This window comes from Dialister pneumosintes (assembly GCF_001717505.1).
GTDB classification, from domain to species: domain Bacteria; phylum Bacillota; class Negativicutes; order Veillonellales; family Dialisteraceae; genus Allisonella; species Allisonella pneumosinta.
Genome location: NZ_CP017037.1, coordinates 730,475 through 745,661, shown reverse-complemented (window position 1 = coordinate 745,661; position 15,187 = coordinate 730,475). Strand labels below are relative to the sequence as shown.

Genomic DNA, 15,187 nt, shown 5'->3' with positions numbered 1-15,187 from the left:
ACACACATATTTACATAGATTATTATGTAATTTAACATTTGAACTTATACGCAAAGGTGGTATAACATGCAAAATACAAAAGATTCTCTATATGTAGGAGAAGAGTATTGGAAGCAGCATATTGATGAGCTAGTGACTAAAAACCAATGGAAGAGATTGTTGACAGCAACTTTTATATTGGAACTTCTTTTAGAGTCAGATAGCTATGGTAATAAATTAGAAAAAGATATTCACGCAAGAACTAAAAAGATTTATAAGCCGAATCCAAATGAGCTATATCCGGTGTTACGTCTTATGGAAGAACGAGGTTTCGTAAAGAGTCAGTGGGACAGCCCGGATAAGAGAAGCAAACGAATTTATCAAATTATGGATACAGGTCGTGAAGCTTATCCGTACATGAAGGATAAAGTATTAGAATGGGTTGAACGTTTTGAAAAATTCATAACTGCAGTACGTGATGCATTCAGTAAATAAACATATTATGTTGACAAAAGAATCGGCACTTCGTATAATATTGAAGTTGAATATTTTCATCATGCAATGAAAACGGTTTGTGAATCGTAAAACGAAAATAGCGGAGTCGTCCGAATGATAAGGGGGTGCCGAAATGCCAAGTCCAAAGAGAAAACATTCCAAGTCTCGCCGTGATAAGAGACGTGCTAATTGGAAATTGACAATTCCAGGATTGGTGGAATGTCCACAGTGTCATACATTAATTAAGCCTCATAGAGTTTGTCCAGAATGCGGTTTCTACAAAGGAAAGTCCGTTGTGGCAGCTAATGCAGCAGAATAATGATGAATGAGAAACACACCTACGTAGGGTGTGTTTTTGCTTTGGTGAAAAAATTTTTATAAAATGGCAACTAAGGGTTATTTTTATAAAATAACTTGAAAAAGAATGAGAAGACAGGTATAATCAATAGAGTTGAACCGTACCTGAGTTATACGATTCTCCAACGTTAACCCAGATATGGCAATTTTATTTATTTAGGAGGAAATTATGTTAACAGTAGAACAGAAAAAAGAAATTATTGCTAAATATGCAGTACATGAAGGGGATACAGGATCTCCCGAAGTACAGATTGCTATGCTTTCTGAAAGAGTAGCACTTCTTACTGAACACTTGAAGTCCCACAAGAAGGATCATCACTCTCGTCGTGGTCTTTTAAAATTGGTTGGTCAACGTAGACGCCTTCTTGAATATCTTCGTAAGAAGGATATTAACCGTTACAGAACTCTTGGTGAAAAGCTCGGACTTCGTATCAAGTAATATCAATAAAGCAGCGGATTTTTTCCGCTGCTTTTTATATGTGTTATAAATAATAAAAAACAGTAGAGAGGAGATAGGGATGAGGGTATTAGGAATTATTGGTGCAGGTCATGTAGGTTCACATATTGCATATGCAGCCGGATTGCTGCATGCAGCAGATGTTATTAAAATATGTGATATTAACGAAGAGGTAGTTCGTAGTCAAGTACAAGATTTAAATGATGCGACAAAATATATGCCGGGGAAAGTGCGTTTTGAACAAGCAACTTATGCGGAATTAGGTGATTGTGGCGTATTAATTAATACGGCAGGAAAAGCAAGTATGAGTGCTGCTAGTAGAGATGATGAACTCATTTTTACTGCACGCTTAATATTATCTTGTATTAAAAAAGTACAGGATAGCGGATTTAAAGGAATTTTTATCAATGTGGCGAATCCTTGCGATGTCATTACACAATTGGTTGTTGAAAATGGTAAGTTGGGTAAAGGCCGAGTATTTGGTACAGGAACAAGTCTTGATTCTGCCAGACTTTCCTCCTATCTTTCTACCGCTACCGGGTTAGAACACAATTCTTTTGATGCTATCGTTATGGGAGAACATGGGGATAGCCAAATGATTCCTTGGTCACACATTCAATTTATGGGACAACCTTTAGATGCTATAGAAAAACAATGGGGAATTTCTCTTAATCGTGAAGATGTGGTAGAACAAGTTATGAATACCGCAAGAAAAATATATAAAGGGAAAGGCTGTACAGAATATGGAATAGGCGCAGTTACCGCTTCCATTGCAAAATCCATATTTGCGGATGAAAAGAAAATTTTTGTGTTGAGTGTTCCATTGCATGGTGAATATGGAGAAAGTGATGTTTGTGCAGGAGTTCCTGTTGTTATTGGAAAAGATGGAATTGAAAAGGTTATTGAACTTCAACTTACGGAAGAAGAACAAAAACTTTTTGCATCCAGTTGTAAAAAAATTAAAGATGGAATTACAATAGCTCATCAACTTATGAAAGCGTAAGTTTTATATCGATATCTGTAAAAAACAAATCAAATATTATATAATAAGGAAATACAATAATAGTTGATGATTATAGGAGGAACAGGGAATGTTCAGAAGTTTTGAAATGGAGCTTGCCGGCCGTAAGTTAATTGTAGAAACCGGTAAAATGGCAAAGCAAGCAAGTGGTTCTGTATTAATAAAATATGGAGACACTGCTGTATTAGTAGCATCTACCATGAGTAAAGAAGCAAGGGAAGGAACTGATTTTTTCCCTTTAACGGTTGATTATGAAGAAAAAATGTATGCGGTAGGGAAAATGCCGGGCGGATTTTTACGTAGAGAAGGGCGTCCGGGGAATTCTGCTATTTTGAATGCAAGACTTATTGATCGTCCTATTCGTCCTTTATTTGATAAAAGATGTCGTCATGATGTACATGTAGTTTCTACTGTATTATCTGTAGATTATGATAATGCTCCTGAATTGTGCGGTATGTTAGGTGCATCTATTTCTCTTGCAATTTCTGATACTCCATGGGAAGGGCCTATTGCAGGTGTGCGTGTCGGTTGTATAAATGGTCAATATGTCATTAATCCGACACAAGAACAGTTGACACATTCTACCTTAAATGTAACCGTTGCCGGTTCTGAAAATGCGATTCTTATGGTAGAAGGCGGAGCGGAAGAAGTACCGGAAGATAAGATTCTGGATGCTATTATGTTTGGTCATGAAACTATTAAAAAATTAATTGCTTTCCAGAAAACGATTATTGCAGAAGTAGGGAAGCCTAAGTTGATTATGGAATTCCCTGAAATACCGAAAGACATTGAAACTGCTATTCGTAATTATGCGGAAGTACGTTTAAAAGAGGCTATATTCAATCCGGATAAACTTACTCGTGAAGCACATATGGCTGAAGTAAAGAAAGCAGCAGAAGAACATTTCAAGGAAATTTACCCGGAAAATGAAAAAGATGTTATTACTTGTTTAGATCAGTTAACGAAGGAAATTGTTCGCCATATGATTTCCGTGGATAAGATTCGTCCGGATGGACGAGCATTGGATGAAATTCGTCCAATTACTTGTGAAGTAGGTCTTTTATCACGTACACACGGTTCTGCTCTATTCACACGTGGACAGACACAGGCGTTGACGATTACTACTTTAGCTCCTATGTCTGAAACTCAAATTATTGATGATTTAACTTTAGTTGAAGAAAAAAGATACATACATCAATACAATTTCCCCGGATATAGTGTAGGGGAAGCTAGAGGATCCAGAGGACCGGGGCGTAGAGAGATTGGACATGGTGCTTTAGCAGAAAGAGCTCTTATACCGGTAATTCCTTCTGTAGAAGAATTCCCTTATGCTATTCGTGTTGTTTCTGAGATTTTGGAATCTAACGGGTCTTCTTCACAGGCATCTGTATGTGGAAGTACGTTATCTTTGATGAATGCAGGCGTTCCCATTAAAGCACCGGTAGCAGGTATTGCTATGGGCTTGGTTAAAGATGGGGAGCATTTTACCATTTTAACCGATATTCAGGGAATGGAAGATGCTCTTGGAGATATGGATTTCAAAGTGGCAGGTACAGCAACCGGTGTTACTGCTATTCAGATGGATATTAAAATTCATGGACTTTCCAGAGAAATTCTTATATCTGCTTTAGAACAAGCGAAAAAAGGACGTATGTTTATTCTTGGGAAGATGGCAGAATGTATTACTACACCTTCTGCACATTTATCTGATTATGCACCGAAGATTATTACCTTATCTATTCCGGTAGATAAGATTCGTGATGTTATAGGTACCGGAGGCAAGGTTATCAATAAGATTATTGCGGATACCGGTGTTACTATTGATATTGAAGAAGACGGTCGTGTATATATCGCATCAACGGACGAAGCGGCGGCTAATAAGGCGAAGAAAATTGTAGAAGACCTTACTCGTGAGGTTGCCGTTGGAGAAACTTATCTTGGTAAGGTAACACGCTTGATGAAGTTTGGGGCATTTGTTGAAATTCTTCCTGGTAAAGAAGGTCTTGTTCATGTATCGCAACTTGCTATGCAACGTGTAGAAAAGCCGGAAGATGTGGTTCATGAAGGCGATGAAATTATGGTTAAGGTTGTAGAAATTGATGATAAAGGACGTATTAATCTTTCTAGAAAAGTATTGCTTGTGGAGAAGAATAAAAAATGAGTAAGCAACGTGGGTTTGAAATAATATCCTCTTTTGAAGATAAGAATGTTTGTTTACCGGAACGTAAAACTGCTAAAAGTGCAGGTTATGATATTGAAAGTGCTGTCGATATAGAAGTACCGGCTAAGCAGGTAACTATTGTACCTACCGGGCTTAAAGCGTATATGAACAGTGATGAATATCTGGCTATTCATATTCGTTCCAGTATGGGGATTAAACATGGAATAATGCTTGCTAATAGTACCGGTATTATTGATTCTGATTACTATAATAATCCTGATAATGAAGGACATATCATGGTAGCACTATATAACTCCACTGATAAGGCTTTTAAAATACATGTCGGGGATCGTATTGCACAAGGAATTTTTGTAAAATATCTAAAAGCAGATGATGATAGTGCAACCGGAGTACGTGAGGGCGGAATCGGTAGCACAGGAGTTTAATATGAGCATTGAGAAGGAAAAACGAATTCATCGAAAAAGCGTGTTTAACGGGCATCTTGTTCAAGTTTATTTGGATGAGGTTCAGCTTGCAGGAAAGTTGGCACAAAGAGAAGTGGTTCTTCATCAAGATGCATGTGCAATTATCCCTGTTACTGCTGATAGGCAAGTATTGTTTGTAGAACAATATCGGTATGCTATTGAACAAGTATTATTAGAATTGCCTGCCGGAAAAGTTGATTTCGGTGAAGAGGCGGATGCTTGTGCAAAAAGAGAGTTAGAAGAAGAAACCGGTTATATTGGAGATTTAATTCCTATAGGAGCTGTCTATACTTCACCGGGATTCTGTAATGAGTTAATTCATTTGTATATAGCTAAAAATCTTGTGAAAACAAAACAGCATTTGGATGAAGGCGAATTTCTCAATGTAGTTTCCATTCCTTTAGAAGAGATATGGAAATTGATTAAACAAGGACAAATTACAGATGCTAAAACCTTAGCTGCTTTTACCTTAGCCAAGGAGCATTTATGAAATTTATAAAGTACGTAAAGTTACTCTTTACGTACTTTTATTATGGTAAGTTTTAGGAGAAGAAGATTTTATTTAGGGAGGAATACTCGTCTATATGAGGGATACTAAATCATTCTATGTTATAATTTTAATGAAATAATGTATTTTAATAGGAGTGTAAAGGAGTGGTTACAATGAAAGATTGTTTATTTTGCAAAATTATAGCAGGAGAAATTCCAAGTACAAAAGTATATGAAGATGAACATTGGTTTGCTTTCCGTGATATTTCGCCTTGTGCACCGATACATGTTTTATTAATTCCTAAAATACATGTAAAAAATATATTAGATTTTACAGAAGAAACCTCTACATATTTTTCAAACTTTTTCTTGATTGTAAAAAAGATTGCTGAACAAGAAGGATTAGAAGAGTCCGGATTTCGTTTAGTTATGAACACAGGAGAACAATCCGGTCAAACCGTATTCCATTTCCATGCGCATATTATTGGCGGGAAAGAAATGGGATGCCCTCCATTCCCTGTTCAAGAATAATAAATTTCTAAAAATTCTTACCATTCAGCCCTATTTTGTTGTTTTGATTATAAATTCATTAATTGACACAAAAGAGACAATAATTTATAATCAAAGAGTGTGCATTAGCACCCCATCGTCTTATTGGAGGGAGGGATAAAATGTCTGAAGTTAAAGTCAGAAAGGGCGAAACTCTTGACAGCGCTCTTCGCAGATTTAAACGTTCCTGCCAAAAGGCCGGGGTTCTTTCTGAAGTAAGAAAGCGTGAACATTACGAAAAACCTAGCGTAAGACGTAAGCTCAAGTCTGAAGCTGCAAGAAAACGTAAATTCAAGTAATCAGTAATCGGGTGATTAGATTGTCAATTAAGGAACAACTTCTAGCAGATATGAAATCTGCTATGAAAGCAAAGGCAGAAGGAAAGCTGGCTCTGACTGTAATCCGTATGGCACGGGCGCATATCAGACAAGCGGAAATTGATAATGGTCATGTGGAATTAACCGATGACCAAGTGATTGCAGTTCTGCGCAAAGAAGTAAAGCAGCGTAAGGAAACTCTCGCTGAACTTGCTGATTCAAGCAGAGATGATCTGATTGAACAAACCAATGCTGAGATCGCTGTATTACAGAAATACCTCCCGGCTGAACTCTCAGAAGAAGAGATCAGGAAGGTTGTGCAGGAAATTGTGGATGCCATGGATCCGGAACAGAGAAATATGGGTTCAATGATGAAGGCTGCTATGGCTCAGCTTAAGGGAAAAGCAGATGGTAAAGTAATTAGTGCGATAGTACGAGAATTACTTGCTTAGAACTGATTTTTCAAAGAGCTTGACAAAGATACTAATTTAGAGTATTCTTGTCACATAAGTTAATAATTCTGTCAAAGATGGCTCATTCCAACTAGGGATGAGCCATCTTTATTTTTAGGGAATATCCCGTTGATTGTATAGGAGGAAATTATGTCTGACGAGTTACTTTATTACATCCCTGCAGGACAATATGGAAAAGAGGGCGTGTTGTCTCTTTTGGCACAACATCCTGAAATTAAATTTGTATCGTTAGTAGGGATTGACTTAGCAGGTAACGATACAGATGAAAAAATTCCAATTCGCATTTTCAAAGAAGATTATGAAGACTTTTTTGCAGGGAAAGCAGTACAGACAGATGGTTCCTCCGTTGTATTAATGAATATTGCTACTTTAAATGATGCACGTGTTGATATCGTAGCTGATAGCAGTGTTAATTGGTATATTGACTATAATGAAGATAATATTGATGAAAAGACAGGACGTCCGGTTGGCACTGTAAGAATTCCGGCATTCTTACTTCATAATGGTAAGTTTGTTGATTCACGTGCTATTTTGAAAAATTCTTGTGAATATGTATCCCGTGAATTAAAAGAATTATTAACTACTTATCCGGTAAAAGGGATGGAAAACATACCTTTCCATGAAATTCAAGATATTGTATTTACTACCGGAACAGAATTAGAATTCTGGGTAAAAACACCTAGTGAAAAACATTCCGATTTAAGTCTTTCCAGCTCACAGAAATTACAGGAACAGTACTGGCAGCGTATGCGTGGGAATGTTCGTACCGCGATGGAACAAACTATTGAAGCATTAGAAGCACGTGGTATGCAAGTAGAAATGGGACATAAGGAAACCGGAGGTATTAAACCTCATGTTGACGATGACGGTCATATTATTGATGTTGTTGAACAGTTGGAAATCGACTGGAAATTCAGTAATAATCCTTTGCAGGCAGGGGATAATGAATTAGAAGCGCGTATCGTTGTACGTGAAGTATTTAGGAAGAATGGACTGGATGTTTCTTTCCGTGCAAAACCTCTTGCAGATGTAGCAGGCAATGGAGAACATACACATGTAGGTATTGCAGCTCGCCTTAAGAATGGAAAAATGATTAATTTATTAGCACCGGAAGATATGAGAAAAGATTTCTTATCTACTATCGGATATGGCTTTATTATGGGCATTTTAAAAAATTATGAAGCAACCAATCCTTTCATTTCCTCTACTACAGATGCGTTTAATCGATTGGAACCGGGATTTGAAGCACCTGTTTGTATTGTAACTTCTTTAGGACATAGTCCTGAAATTCCTTCCAGAAATCGAACTATTCTTATGGGGTTAATTCGTGATATAGAAAATCCTAAGGCAACTCGTTTTGAATTACGTGCGTCCAATCCGTTTACGAATACTTATATTGCTATAGCGTGTATGTATCTTACGGCATTAGACGGTATTAAATATGCAGTCACATCGGGTAAGACACCGGAAGAACTTTGTGCAGAGCTTTCTAAGAAACCGGAAGATAAAGCCGATTATCTTGAAGAAGGAAGAGCTTATCGTTGTGAAGATAATATTTTTGAAGATTTTACACAGGCAGAACGTGATGCTATGTTCGGTAAGCCACCGGCAACTGTTTGGGAAAATGTAAAAACAATGCGTGAAAATGTTCCTAAGATAGAAACATTAACCAGGAGCGGTGCACTTACAGAGGAAATTGTAAACTCTTTTGTTTCTTCTATTATGTATCGGTGGTCTAAAGAATTAGAAGAAAGAATTGTTCTTGCAGTAGAGAATACATTAAAGTCTTATAAGCATCTGGATGATGAAGATGAATTGGATAAGAAACGCTGGAAAGCTATTAAAGCTCTTCGTATTGAATTAGGTAAAGATAAGATTGATCAGAAGTGTATTTGTACCAGACTTAAAGAAGCATTGATGAGTGAAGATTATGACACGGCTTCTGCACTTCAGGTAGAAATGGCACAGAAATTAAAAGCGTTAGAAAATGATTATCGAATCTATAAATTAAATATATTGGATGATTAGTTTAAACAAAAAAGACCTTGTATAGAGAGGTCTTTTTTGTTTTGTTATATAAATAAAAATAGAAAAGACCATGGATAATATCCATGGTCTTTTCTTCGATTTTGGTGCCGAGGACCGGAATCGAACCGGTACGAATCTCTCGATTCGAGGGATTTTAAGTCCCTTGCGTCTGCCAGTTCCGCCACCCCGGCATGTGAATTTGATAAAGTGGAGGCGGCACCCAGATTTGAACTAGGGGGTCAAGATCTTGCGGATCTTCGCCTTACCACTTGGCTATGCCGCCATACGTGATTAACAAATTCATTAATAGATGGAGGCGGCACCCAGATTCGAACTGGGGGTAAAGGTTTTGCAGACCTCTGCCTTACCACTTGGCTATGCCGCCTCGTATGGAGCGGAAGACGGGGGTTGAACCCGCGACCCCGACCTTGGCAAGGTCGTGCTCTACCACTGAGCTACTTCCGCAAATGGCGACCCGGATCAGATTTGAACTGACGATCTTCGCCGTGACAGGGCGACATGTTAGACCACTACACCACCGGGCCGTAATTACTACATAAGTATATCGATGAAGTAATCATTTGTCAAGCATATAAATAATTATAAGAAACAAAATAATGATAGGATTTACTTATGTTCCTTTTATGGAAGTGGAGTAGATAAGTTGTAATTTGCTTGATTTATAGGCATTTTATAGAATAAAAATTAAATTTATGATAAAATAAATGAGAATGGTTATACTATTTATTGAGATTATATAAACTTTATATTACATTACTTGATGGACGGAGTATAGTAATATAACAAATAACATATAGATAGGTTTACTATAGCGGGGCTGATGGTATGAAAATATTAAAAGCACTTTTGACAACAGGAATTATTGCTGTCGGATTATTTAGTATAGGATATGCAGATTATTTTGTTGGAGATCAAGGTAATGAAGTGAGAATGCTTCAACAACGTCTCATCAAAGCGGGTTATGATGTGACTATAGACGGAGTCTATGGTCAAGGTACGGCTCGAGCGGTTAAACTATTTCAAAAAAATAAGAAATTAACAGTAGACGGTGTTGTTGGAGACGAAACATATAGAGAATTAACCGGACGAACTATGCCTACTATAAAATCAGGAAGTAAGGCAAATGGAAGGCATACACCGGTAAAAGTAGAGTCAAAATCTAAAGGTAATAAAGAAAATAAGAAAAAAGAATCAAATAAAAATCATTTAGAACATATTAATTGGAATAAGACGTATACATTGACGGGAAAAGAACAAGGAATAATGAATGAGGCTAAGAAATATATCGGAATTCCTTATCGATTCGGTGGAACAGATGTGAATGGATTTGATTGTTCCGGATTTATACAATATGTATTTAATCGTCAAGGGATAAAACTTCCTCGCTCGGCAGATGAACAGTATAGTAAAGGTAAATATGTTCCTATAAACTCTTTGGAACCGGGAGATTTAGTGTTTTTCTCTACTTATACGGAAGGGGTATCTCACTCAGGAATCTATGTTGGTAATGGCGATTTTATTAGTGCTACAACCAGTAAAGGAATTATAGTTTCAGATATGAAAAGCGGTTATTGGTTTGAACGATATATAGGCGCTAAAAGAATTTTATGATAGTTGTTGTTACAGGCATTGTTAATGGAGGGGAAATCCCTCCATTCTTGTTTTTATAACTAGGAGCCATAGGTGAAAATAGGAATGATTCAAATGGAGGCGGCAGCGGGAAATGTAGAATACAACATTTCTCATGGTTTTAAACTTATGGAAGAAGCTGCTAGTTCTTCAGATATGGTGGTTCTTCCTGAATTATGGACAATTGGGTACAATTTTCATGATTTGGAAACTAAAACAGTACAGATAGGGGATTCTCTAATAGAAAGACTTTGTAATTTTGCAAAATTTCATCAAATTACCTTAATTCCGGGTACATTGCCAATGAAAAAAGGGAAGCATATTTATAACACAGGTTTTATTATTAATAAAAAAGGAGAGATACAGGCAAGCTATAGTAAGAGACATCTTTTTCATGAGTATCTTGAATATGAATTGATGAAACCGGGAACTCGATTGATGGTGACAGAAATTGATGGAATACAGTGCGGAATGGGAATTTGTTTTGAATTGTATTTTCATAAAATGTTTAGAAAAATGTCAAACAAAGGAGTTACCCTAGTTATTGTACCTGCGGCATGGCCTGCTAATCATATTGCACATTGGAATGTATTAGCTAAAGCTCGAGCTATAGAGAATGGAATATATGTTTGCGCGGTTAATATGGTAGGGAAATATAAGGATGCTGTGGTTGGCGGACATAGTATGTTTATTAATCCGGAGGGATATTCTTCTTTTGAAGGAGATATGAAAGAGCATATATATTATGGAGAATATGAAGCATCACGATATAAAGAGTTGGCTACTACGAGGAATGTAATTTGTCTTGATAAACCGGATTGGGGCATTCGATAAGTAATAGAATACAGGAAACATCTATTTGCATGACCTGTTTAAGTCATATATAATTTAGAAAATATAAAACAATGAGTTCGGAGATTGATTTGAGTTACAAAATAATATGTAAATTCAAGTGTCTGTCCCTGAATATATCAATCCATGATTGTGTTGCAGTTGTTTTTTTATAATCGATATTCAGGAGGCTATGTATGAAAGGCAATGATATTAGAAAAGAATACCTATCTTTTTTTGAATCGAAAGGACATTTAAAATTAGATAGCTTTTCATTAATTCCAAAAGATGACCCCAGTTTGTTGTTAATTGGAGCAGGTATGGCACCTCTTAAGCCATATTTTACAGGAAAGGTAGAGCCTCCTTGTCATCGTATTACAACCAGCCAAAAATGTATTCGTACGGGGGATATTGAAAATGTAGGTCGTACGGCTCGACATCATACATTTTTTGAAATGTTGGGAAATTTTTCTTTTGGAGATTACTTTAAAAAAGAAGCTATTTCTTGGGCATGGGAATTTTTAACGGAAGTAGTTAAGTTAGAAAAAGAAAAATTATATGTGACTGTTTATCCTAAAGATAAGGAAGCGTATGATTACTGGAAGAATATGATAGGAATACCGGAAAATCATATTTTTGCATTAGAAGATAATTTTTGGGAAATTGGAGAAGGTCCTTGTGGTCCGGATACAGAAATATTCTATGATCAAGGGGAAGAATTCGGTACAGACCCTGCCAATCAGATGGGGGGAGATGGAGACCGTTTCCTGGAAATTTGGAATTTGGTATTCAGTCAATTTGATAGACAAAAAGATGGTTCTTATTTAACTTTGGCTAAGAAGAATATTGATACCGGTGCCGGTCTTGAACGATTGGCAGCTGTTTTACAACATAAGAAAAATAATTTTGAAACGGACTTATTTTTCCCGATTATGCAAGAAGCTTCTAAATTGGCTAAAGTAGAATATGGCGTTAATCCGCAAGGCGATATTGCCTTAAAAGTTATTGCGGATCATTCTCGTGCAATTACCAATCTTATTTCTGATGGCGTACTTCCTTCTAACGAAGGACGTGGATATGTTCTTCGTCGAGTATTGCGTAGAGCCATTCGATTCGGAAAATTGATTGGAATTCAAGAACAATTCATGTCTCAAATGATTGACGTTGTTATTGCTATGATGAAGCCTGCTTATCCGGAATTATTGGAGAAACAAAGCTTCATTAAAAAAGTTGCAAGTGTTGAAGAAGCAAGATTCCAATCAACTTTAAATGCAGGCATGGATTTGTTGTCTGAAGTTATGGAAGATGCGAAGAAGAAAAAACAGGATAGCTTATCCGGTGCGGATGTATTTAAACTTTATGATACTTATGGATTTCCTTGGGAATTAACGGAAGAAATTGCACAAGAACAGGGACTTTCTATCGATAAAGACGGATTTGTTACTTCTATGAATGAACAAAAAGAACGTGCACGTAATGCACGTGCTAAAGTATCTATGAAAGTGGTTACTCCGGATACAACAGGAGTGGATTCTTCTCGATTGACATACGAAGATTGTGATGGGGAAACAGAAGTTGTACTTCTTGGGAAGAATGGACAAGAAATTCAATCTGCAACTGATGGAGAAGAAGTAACCGTTATTTTAGCTAATAATCCTTTCCATGCAGAAGGTGGCGGACAGATAGGAGATACCGGTCGTATTATCGGAAAATCAGGTGTTATTACTGTTGAAAATTGTAGAACTCTTCCGGACGGAATTTCTTATGTTATCGGTACAGTGAGCGAAGGTATTATTGAATTAAATTCGTCTGTTAATGTGATTGTTGATAGAGAAAGAAGACATGCACTGGCACGCAATCACACAGGAACCCATTTATTACAAGCTGCATTACGTAAAGTTTTAGGGAATACGGTTAATCAAGCGGGATCTTTAGTTCTACCCGACAGACTTCGTTTTGATTTTACTTGGCCGGAAGCGATTTCCGCTAAACAGTTGTGTGAAGTGGAACGTTTGGTTAATGAAGAAATTGTTAAGGGGACACCTGTAGAGTTTTGTACTATGCCAATTGTCGAGGCGAAGAAACTGGGAGCTATGGCATTATTTGGCGAAAAATATGCAGATGTAGTTCGTGTCGTGTCTGTAAAAGATTTCAGTATTGAACTTTGTGGTGGTAGCCATGTATCCAATACAGGCGAAATCGGTTCATTTCGTATTGTCAGTGAAAGTGGTATCGGCTCAGGCATCCGTCGTATAGAGGCGATTACCGGATTAGCAGCTTATGACGCTATGGATAAAGATCGCCAATTAATAAATAGAGCAGCTTATTTGCTTAAAGGAAAACCGGAAGAAATTACCGAAAGAATAGAAAAGTTATCGTTAGCATTGAAAGAAGCAAAGCAGGCTATGGATAAACTTAAGGCAAAACATGCTAAAGATACTATTGGAGATTTATTAGCAAAGGCGGAAGAAAAGAACGGAGTAGCTTATTTAGGTGCTGTTGTAGAGGCCGAAGATATGAATGAACTTCGTAAAATAGCAGATTTGGTAAAGGATAAGTTAGATAAGGGAGCTTTTATTCTTGGTTGCGTAAGTGGTGATAAGGTAAATTTTGTAGGTATGGCATCTAAAGATGCTGTTGCACAAGGTGTACATATGGGGAAAGTAGTATCTGCTGCCGCTAAAATTTGTAATGGTGGTGGCGGTGGTAAGCCAGATAAAGCACAAGCCGGAGGTAAAGATGTATCTAAGTTGGATGCAGCTATTGCAGAAGGGATACAACTTATTATCGGCATGCTTAACTAAGGAGGGATATTTATGTCAGTAACAGATAAGACCATATTACTTGGTAATCAGCAGGATGATGTTGAGAATAGACAAGCTGCGATGGTTTTAGAAGAAGTGTTTGCCGCCCTTAAAGAAGCGGGACATAATCCGGTAGTACAATTGGTAGGATATCTTGTTTCAGGTGAACCTACTTATATAACAAGTCTTCATGATGCAAGAAAAATTATTTCCGGCATTGAGCGAGATGAATTGGTTGAAGAAATGGTTCGTTTCTATGTTAAACATAGGGAGTTGTAATCAATGAGAATTATGGCATTAGATGTAGGATCTCAAACGATTGGGGTTGCAGTGAGTGATCCATTTGGTTGGACGGCACAAGGACTCGAAACAATCCGTCATACGACGAGAGAAAAAGATTTTTCACGTCTTCGTGAGCTTACTAACCAATATCAAGTAGAAGAATTTGTTTTGGGGATGCCATACAATATGAATGGTACTAAAGGTGTAAGAGCAGAACGTACAGAAGAATTTGCACAAGAATTAGCAGCAGCTTTTCCTGATATTCCATATCATTTTTGGGACGAAAGATTAACTACTGCCATGGCTGAAAAAGAACTTATAGCAGCAGATGTAAGTAGGAAGAAAAGAAAACAAGTTATTGATAAAATGGCAGCGGTGGTTATTTTACAAGGGTATTTGGATCGATTGAGCATACAAAAAAGGAGTCAGCAGAATGACTAATGAAAAAAATAGAGAATCCATTCCGGTCGTAGTTACCGATCCGGATGGATTTGAAAGAGAATTTGTAGAAGAAGCAGTTATTCCTTTTGCCGGAAAACATTTTGCCGTATTAGTATCTATTCCTGATTCTATGAATGATGAGGAAGAACCGGATATTATCCTTGCAAAAATGATTATCAATGAGCAGGGGGAAACTGAATATATTGCTCCCAGTGATGACGAGTTTGAGGCGGTAGCATCTATTTACGAGAAGATGTAAATAAAAACACCTTTACCTAGGTAAAGGTGTTTTTATTTATCAAATAAGAGGATATATGATTGGTTAGAAAATCTTTTATTATAATGAAATTAAAAGAAGATTTTATAAG

General features: G+C 37.0%; 17 protein-coding genes and 5 tRNA genes. 17 read left to right on the top strand and 5 right to left on the bottom strand.

Annotated features, from left to right (window positions below; translation table 11 throughout):
• Positions 1-66: 66 nt before the first annotated feature.
• From BCB69_RS03705 to BCB69_RS03655, 11 genes are all read left to right on the top strand, one after another.
• Positions 67-474, top strand: a complete 408-nt coding sequence (locus BCB69_RS03705) for a PadR family transcriptional regulator (protein ID WP_083990006.1) — start codon at positions 67-69, stop codon at positions 472-474.
• A gap of 133 nt (positions 475-607) precedes the next feature.
• Positions 608-793, top strand: a complete 186-nt coding sequence (rpmF, locus tag BCB69_RS03700; protein WP_022513016.1) for a 50S ribosomal protein L32 — start codon at positions 608-610, stop codon at positions 791-793.
• A gap of 207 nt (positions 794-1,000) precedes the next feature.
• Positions 1,001-1,270 carry a 30S ribosomal protein S15 gene (rpsO, locus tag BCB69_RS03695; RefSeq protein WP_022513015.1) on the top strand — a complete coding sequence of 90 codons (270 nt, stop codon included), beginning with the start codon at positions 1,001-1,003 and terminating at the stop codon, positions 1,268-1,270.
• Positions 1,271-1,349: 79 nt separating this feature from the next.
• Positions 1,350-2,291: a lactate/malate family dehydrogenase gene (locus BCB69_RS03690; protein ID WP_022513014.1), complete on the top strand. Its 942-nt coding sequence runs from the start codon at positions 1,350-1,352 to the stop codon at positions 2,289-2,291.
• An 88-nt stretch (positions 2,292-2,379) separates the two neighbouring features.
• A complete protein-coding gene (locus BCB69_RS03685; RefSeq protein WP_069177029.1) occupies positions 2,380-4,470 on the top strand; it encodes a polyribonucleotide nucleotidyltransferase in 2,091 nt (696 codons plus the stop codon).
• Positions 4,467-4,916 carry a dUTP diphosphatase gene (dut, locus tag BCB69_RS03680; protein WP_022513204.1) on the top strand — a complete coding sequence of 150 codons (450 nt, stop codon included), beginning with the start codon at positions 4,467-4,469 and terminating at the stop codon, positions 4,914-4,916. The genes BCB69_RS03685 and dut overlap by 4 nt, the downstream gene beginning before the upstream one ends.
• A 1-nt stretch (position 4,917) precedes the next feature.
• Positions 4,918-5,445, top strand: a complete 528-nt coding sequence (locus tag BCB69_RS03675) for an NUDIX hydrolase (protein ID WP_022513203.1) — start codon at positions 4,918-4,920, stop codon at positions 5,443-5,445.
• Between the two features lie 173 nt (positions 5,446-5,618).
• Positions 5,619-5,975, top strand: coding sequence for a histidine triad nucleotide-binding protein (locus BCB69_RS03670; protein WP_069177028.1), 357 nt, complete (start codon positions 5,619-5,621; stop codon positions 5,973-5,975).
• A 140-nt stretch (positions 5,976-6,115) separates the two neighbouring features.
• Complete coding sequence (gene rpsU / locus BCB69_RS03665; protein ID WP_022513201.1) at positions 6,116-6,292, top strand: 30S ribosomal protein S21; 177 nt, start codon at positions 6,116-6,118, stop codon at positions 6,290-6,292.
• Positions 6,293-6,312: 20 nt separating this feature from the next.
• Complete coding sequence (locus tag BCB69_RS03660; RefSeq protein WP_069177027.1) at positions 6,313-6,762, top strand: GatB/YqeY domain-containing protein; 450 nt, start codon at positions 6,313-6,315, stop codon at positions 6,760-6,762.
• Between the two features lie 150 nt (positions 6,763-6,912).
• Positions 6,913-8,811 (top strand): type I glutamate--ammonia ligase, encoded by a 1,899-nt coding sequence (locus BCB69_RS03655; RefSeq protein WP_022513199.1) that lies wholly within the window; start codon positions 6,913-6,915, stop codon positions 8,809-8,811.
• 102 nt (positions 8,812-8,913) lie between these two features.
• On the opposite strand, the gene BCB69_RS03650 is transcribed toward BCB69_RS03655, so the two are convergent.
• The 5 genes from BCB69_RS03650 to BCB69_RS03630 form a co-directional block, all read right to left on the bottom strand.
• A tRNA-Leu gene (locus BCB69_RS03650) sits at positions 8,914-9,002 on the bottom strand.
• A 17-nt stretch (positions 9,003-9,019) separates the two neighbouring features.
• A tRNA-Cys gene (locus tag BCB69_RS03645) sits at positions 9,020-9,094 on the bottom strand.
• A 28-nt stretch (positions 9,095-9,122) separates the two neighbouring features.
• Positions 9,123-9,196 (bottom strand) — tRNA-Cys (locus BCB69_RS03640).
• A gap of 5 nt (positions 9,197-9,201) precedes the next feature.
• A tRNA-Gly gene (locus tag BCB69_RS03635) sits at positions 9,202-9,276 on the bottom strand.
• A 3-nt stretch (positions 9,277-9,279) separates the two neighbouring features.
• Positions 9,280-9,356, bottom strand: a tRNA-Asp gene (locus BCB69_RS03630).
• A gap of 301 nt (positions 9,357-9,657) precedes the next feature.
• Here BCB69_RS03630 and BCB69_RS03625 point away from each other — a divergent pair.
• From BCB69_RS03625 to BCB69_RS03600, 6 genes are all read left to right on the top strand, one after another.
• Complete coding sequence (locus BCB69_RS03625; RefSeq protein WP_069177026.1) at positions 9,658-10,443, top strand: C40 family peptidase; 786 nt, start codon at positions 9,658-9,660, stop codon at positions 10,441-10,443.
• A gap of 72 nt (positions 10,444-10,515) precedes the next feature.
• Positions 10,516-11,295 carry a nitrilase-related carbon-nitrogen hydrolase gene (locus BCB69_RS03620; protein ID WP_022513800.1) on the top strand — a complete coding sequence of 260 codons (780 nt, stop codon included), beginning with the start codon at positions 10,516-10,518 and terminating at the stop codon, positions 11,293-11,295.
• 194 nt (positions 11,296-11,489) lie between these two features.
• Positions 11,490-14,096 (top strand): alanine--tRNA ligase, encoded by a 2,607-nt coding sequence (alaS, locus tag BCB69_RS03615; protein WP_069177025.1) that lies wholly within the window; start codon positions 11,490-11,492, stop codon positions 14,094-14,096.
• A gap of 12 nt (positions 14,097-14,108) precedes the next feature.
• Entirely contained in the window at positions 14,109-14,375 is a 267-nt protein-coding gene (locus tag BCB69_RS03610; protein ID WP_022513802.1) for an IreB family regulatory phosphoprotein, read from the top strand.
• A 3-nt stretch (positions 14,376-14,378) separates the two neighbouring features.
• Positions 14,379-14,819, top strand: a complete 441-nt coding sequence (gene ruvX / locus BCB69_RS03605) for a Holliday junction resolvase RuvX (protein WP_022513803.1) — start codon at positions 14,379-14,381, stop codon at positions 14,817-14,819.
• The gene (locus BCB69_RS03600) at positions 14,812-15,078 is read left to right on the top strand and encodes a DUF1292 domain-containing protein (RefSeq protein WP_022513804.1); all 267 of its coding nucleotides are present in this window, start codon (positions 14,812-14,814) and stop codon (positions 15,076-15,078) included. Before ruvX ends, BCB69_RS03600 begins: the two co-directional genes overlap by 8 nt.
• The last annotated feature ends 109 nt before the right edge of the window (positions 15,079-15,187 follow it).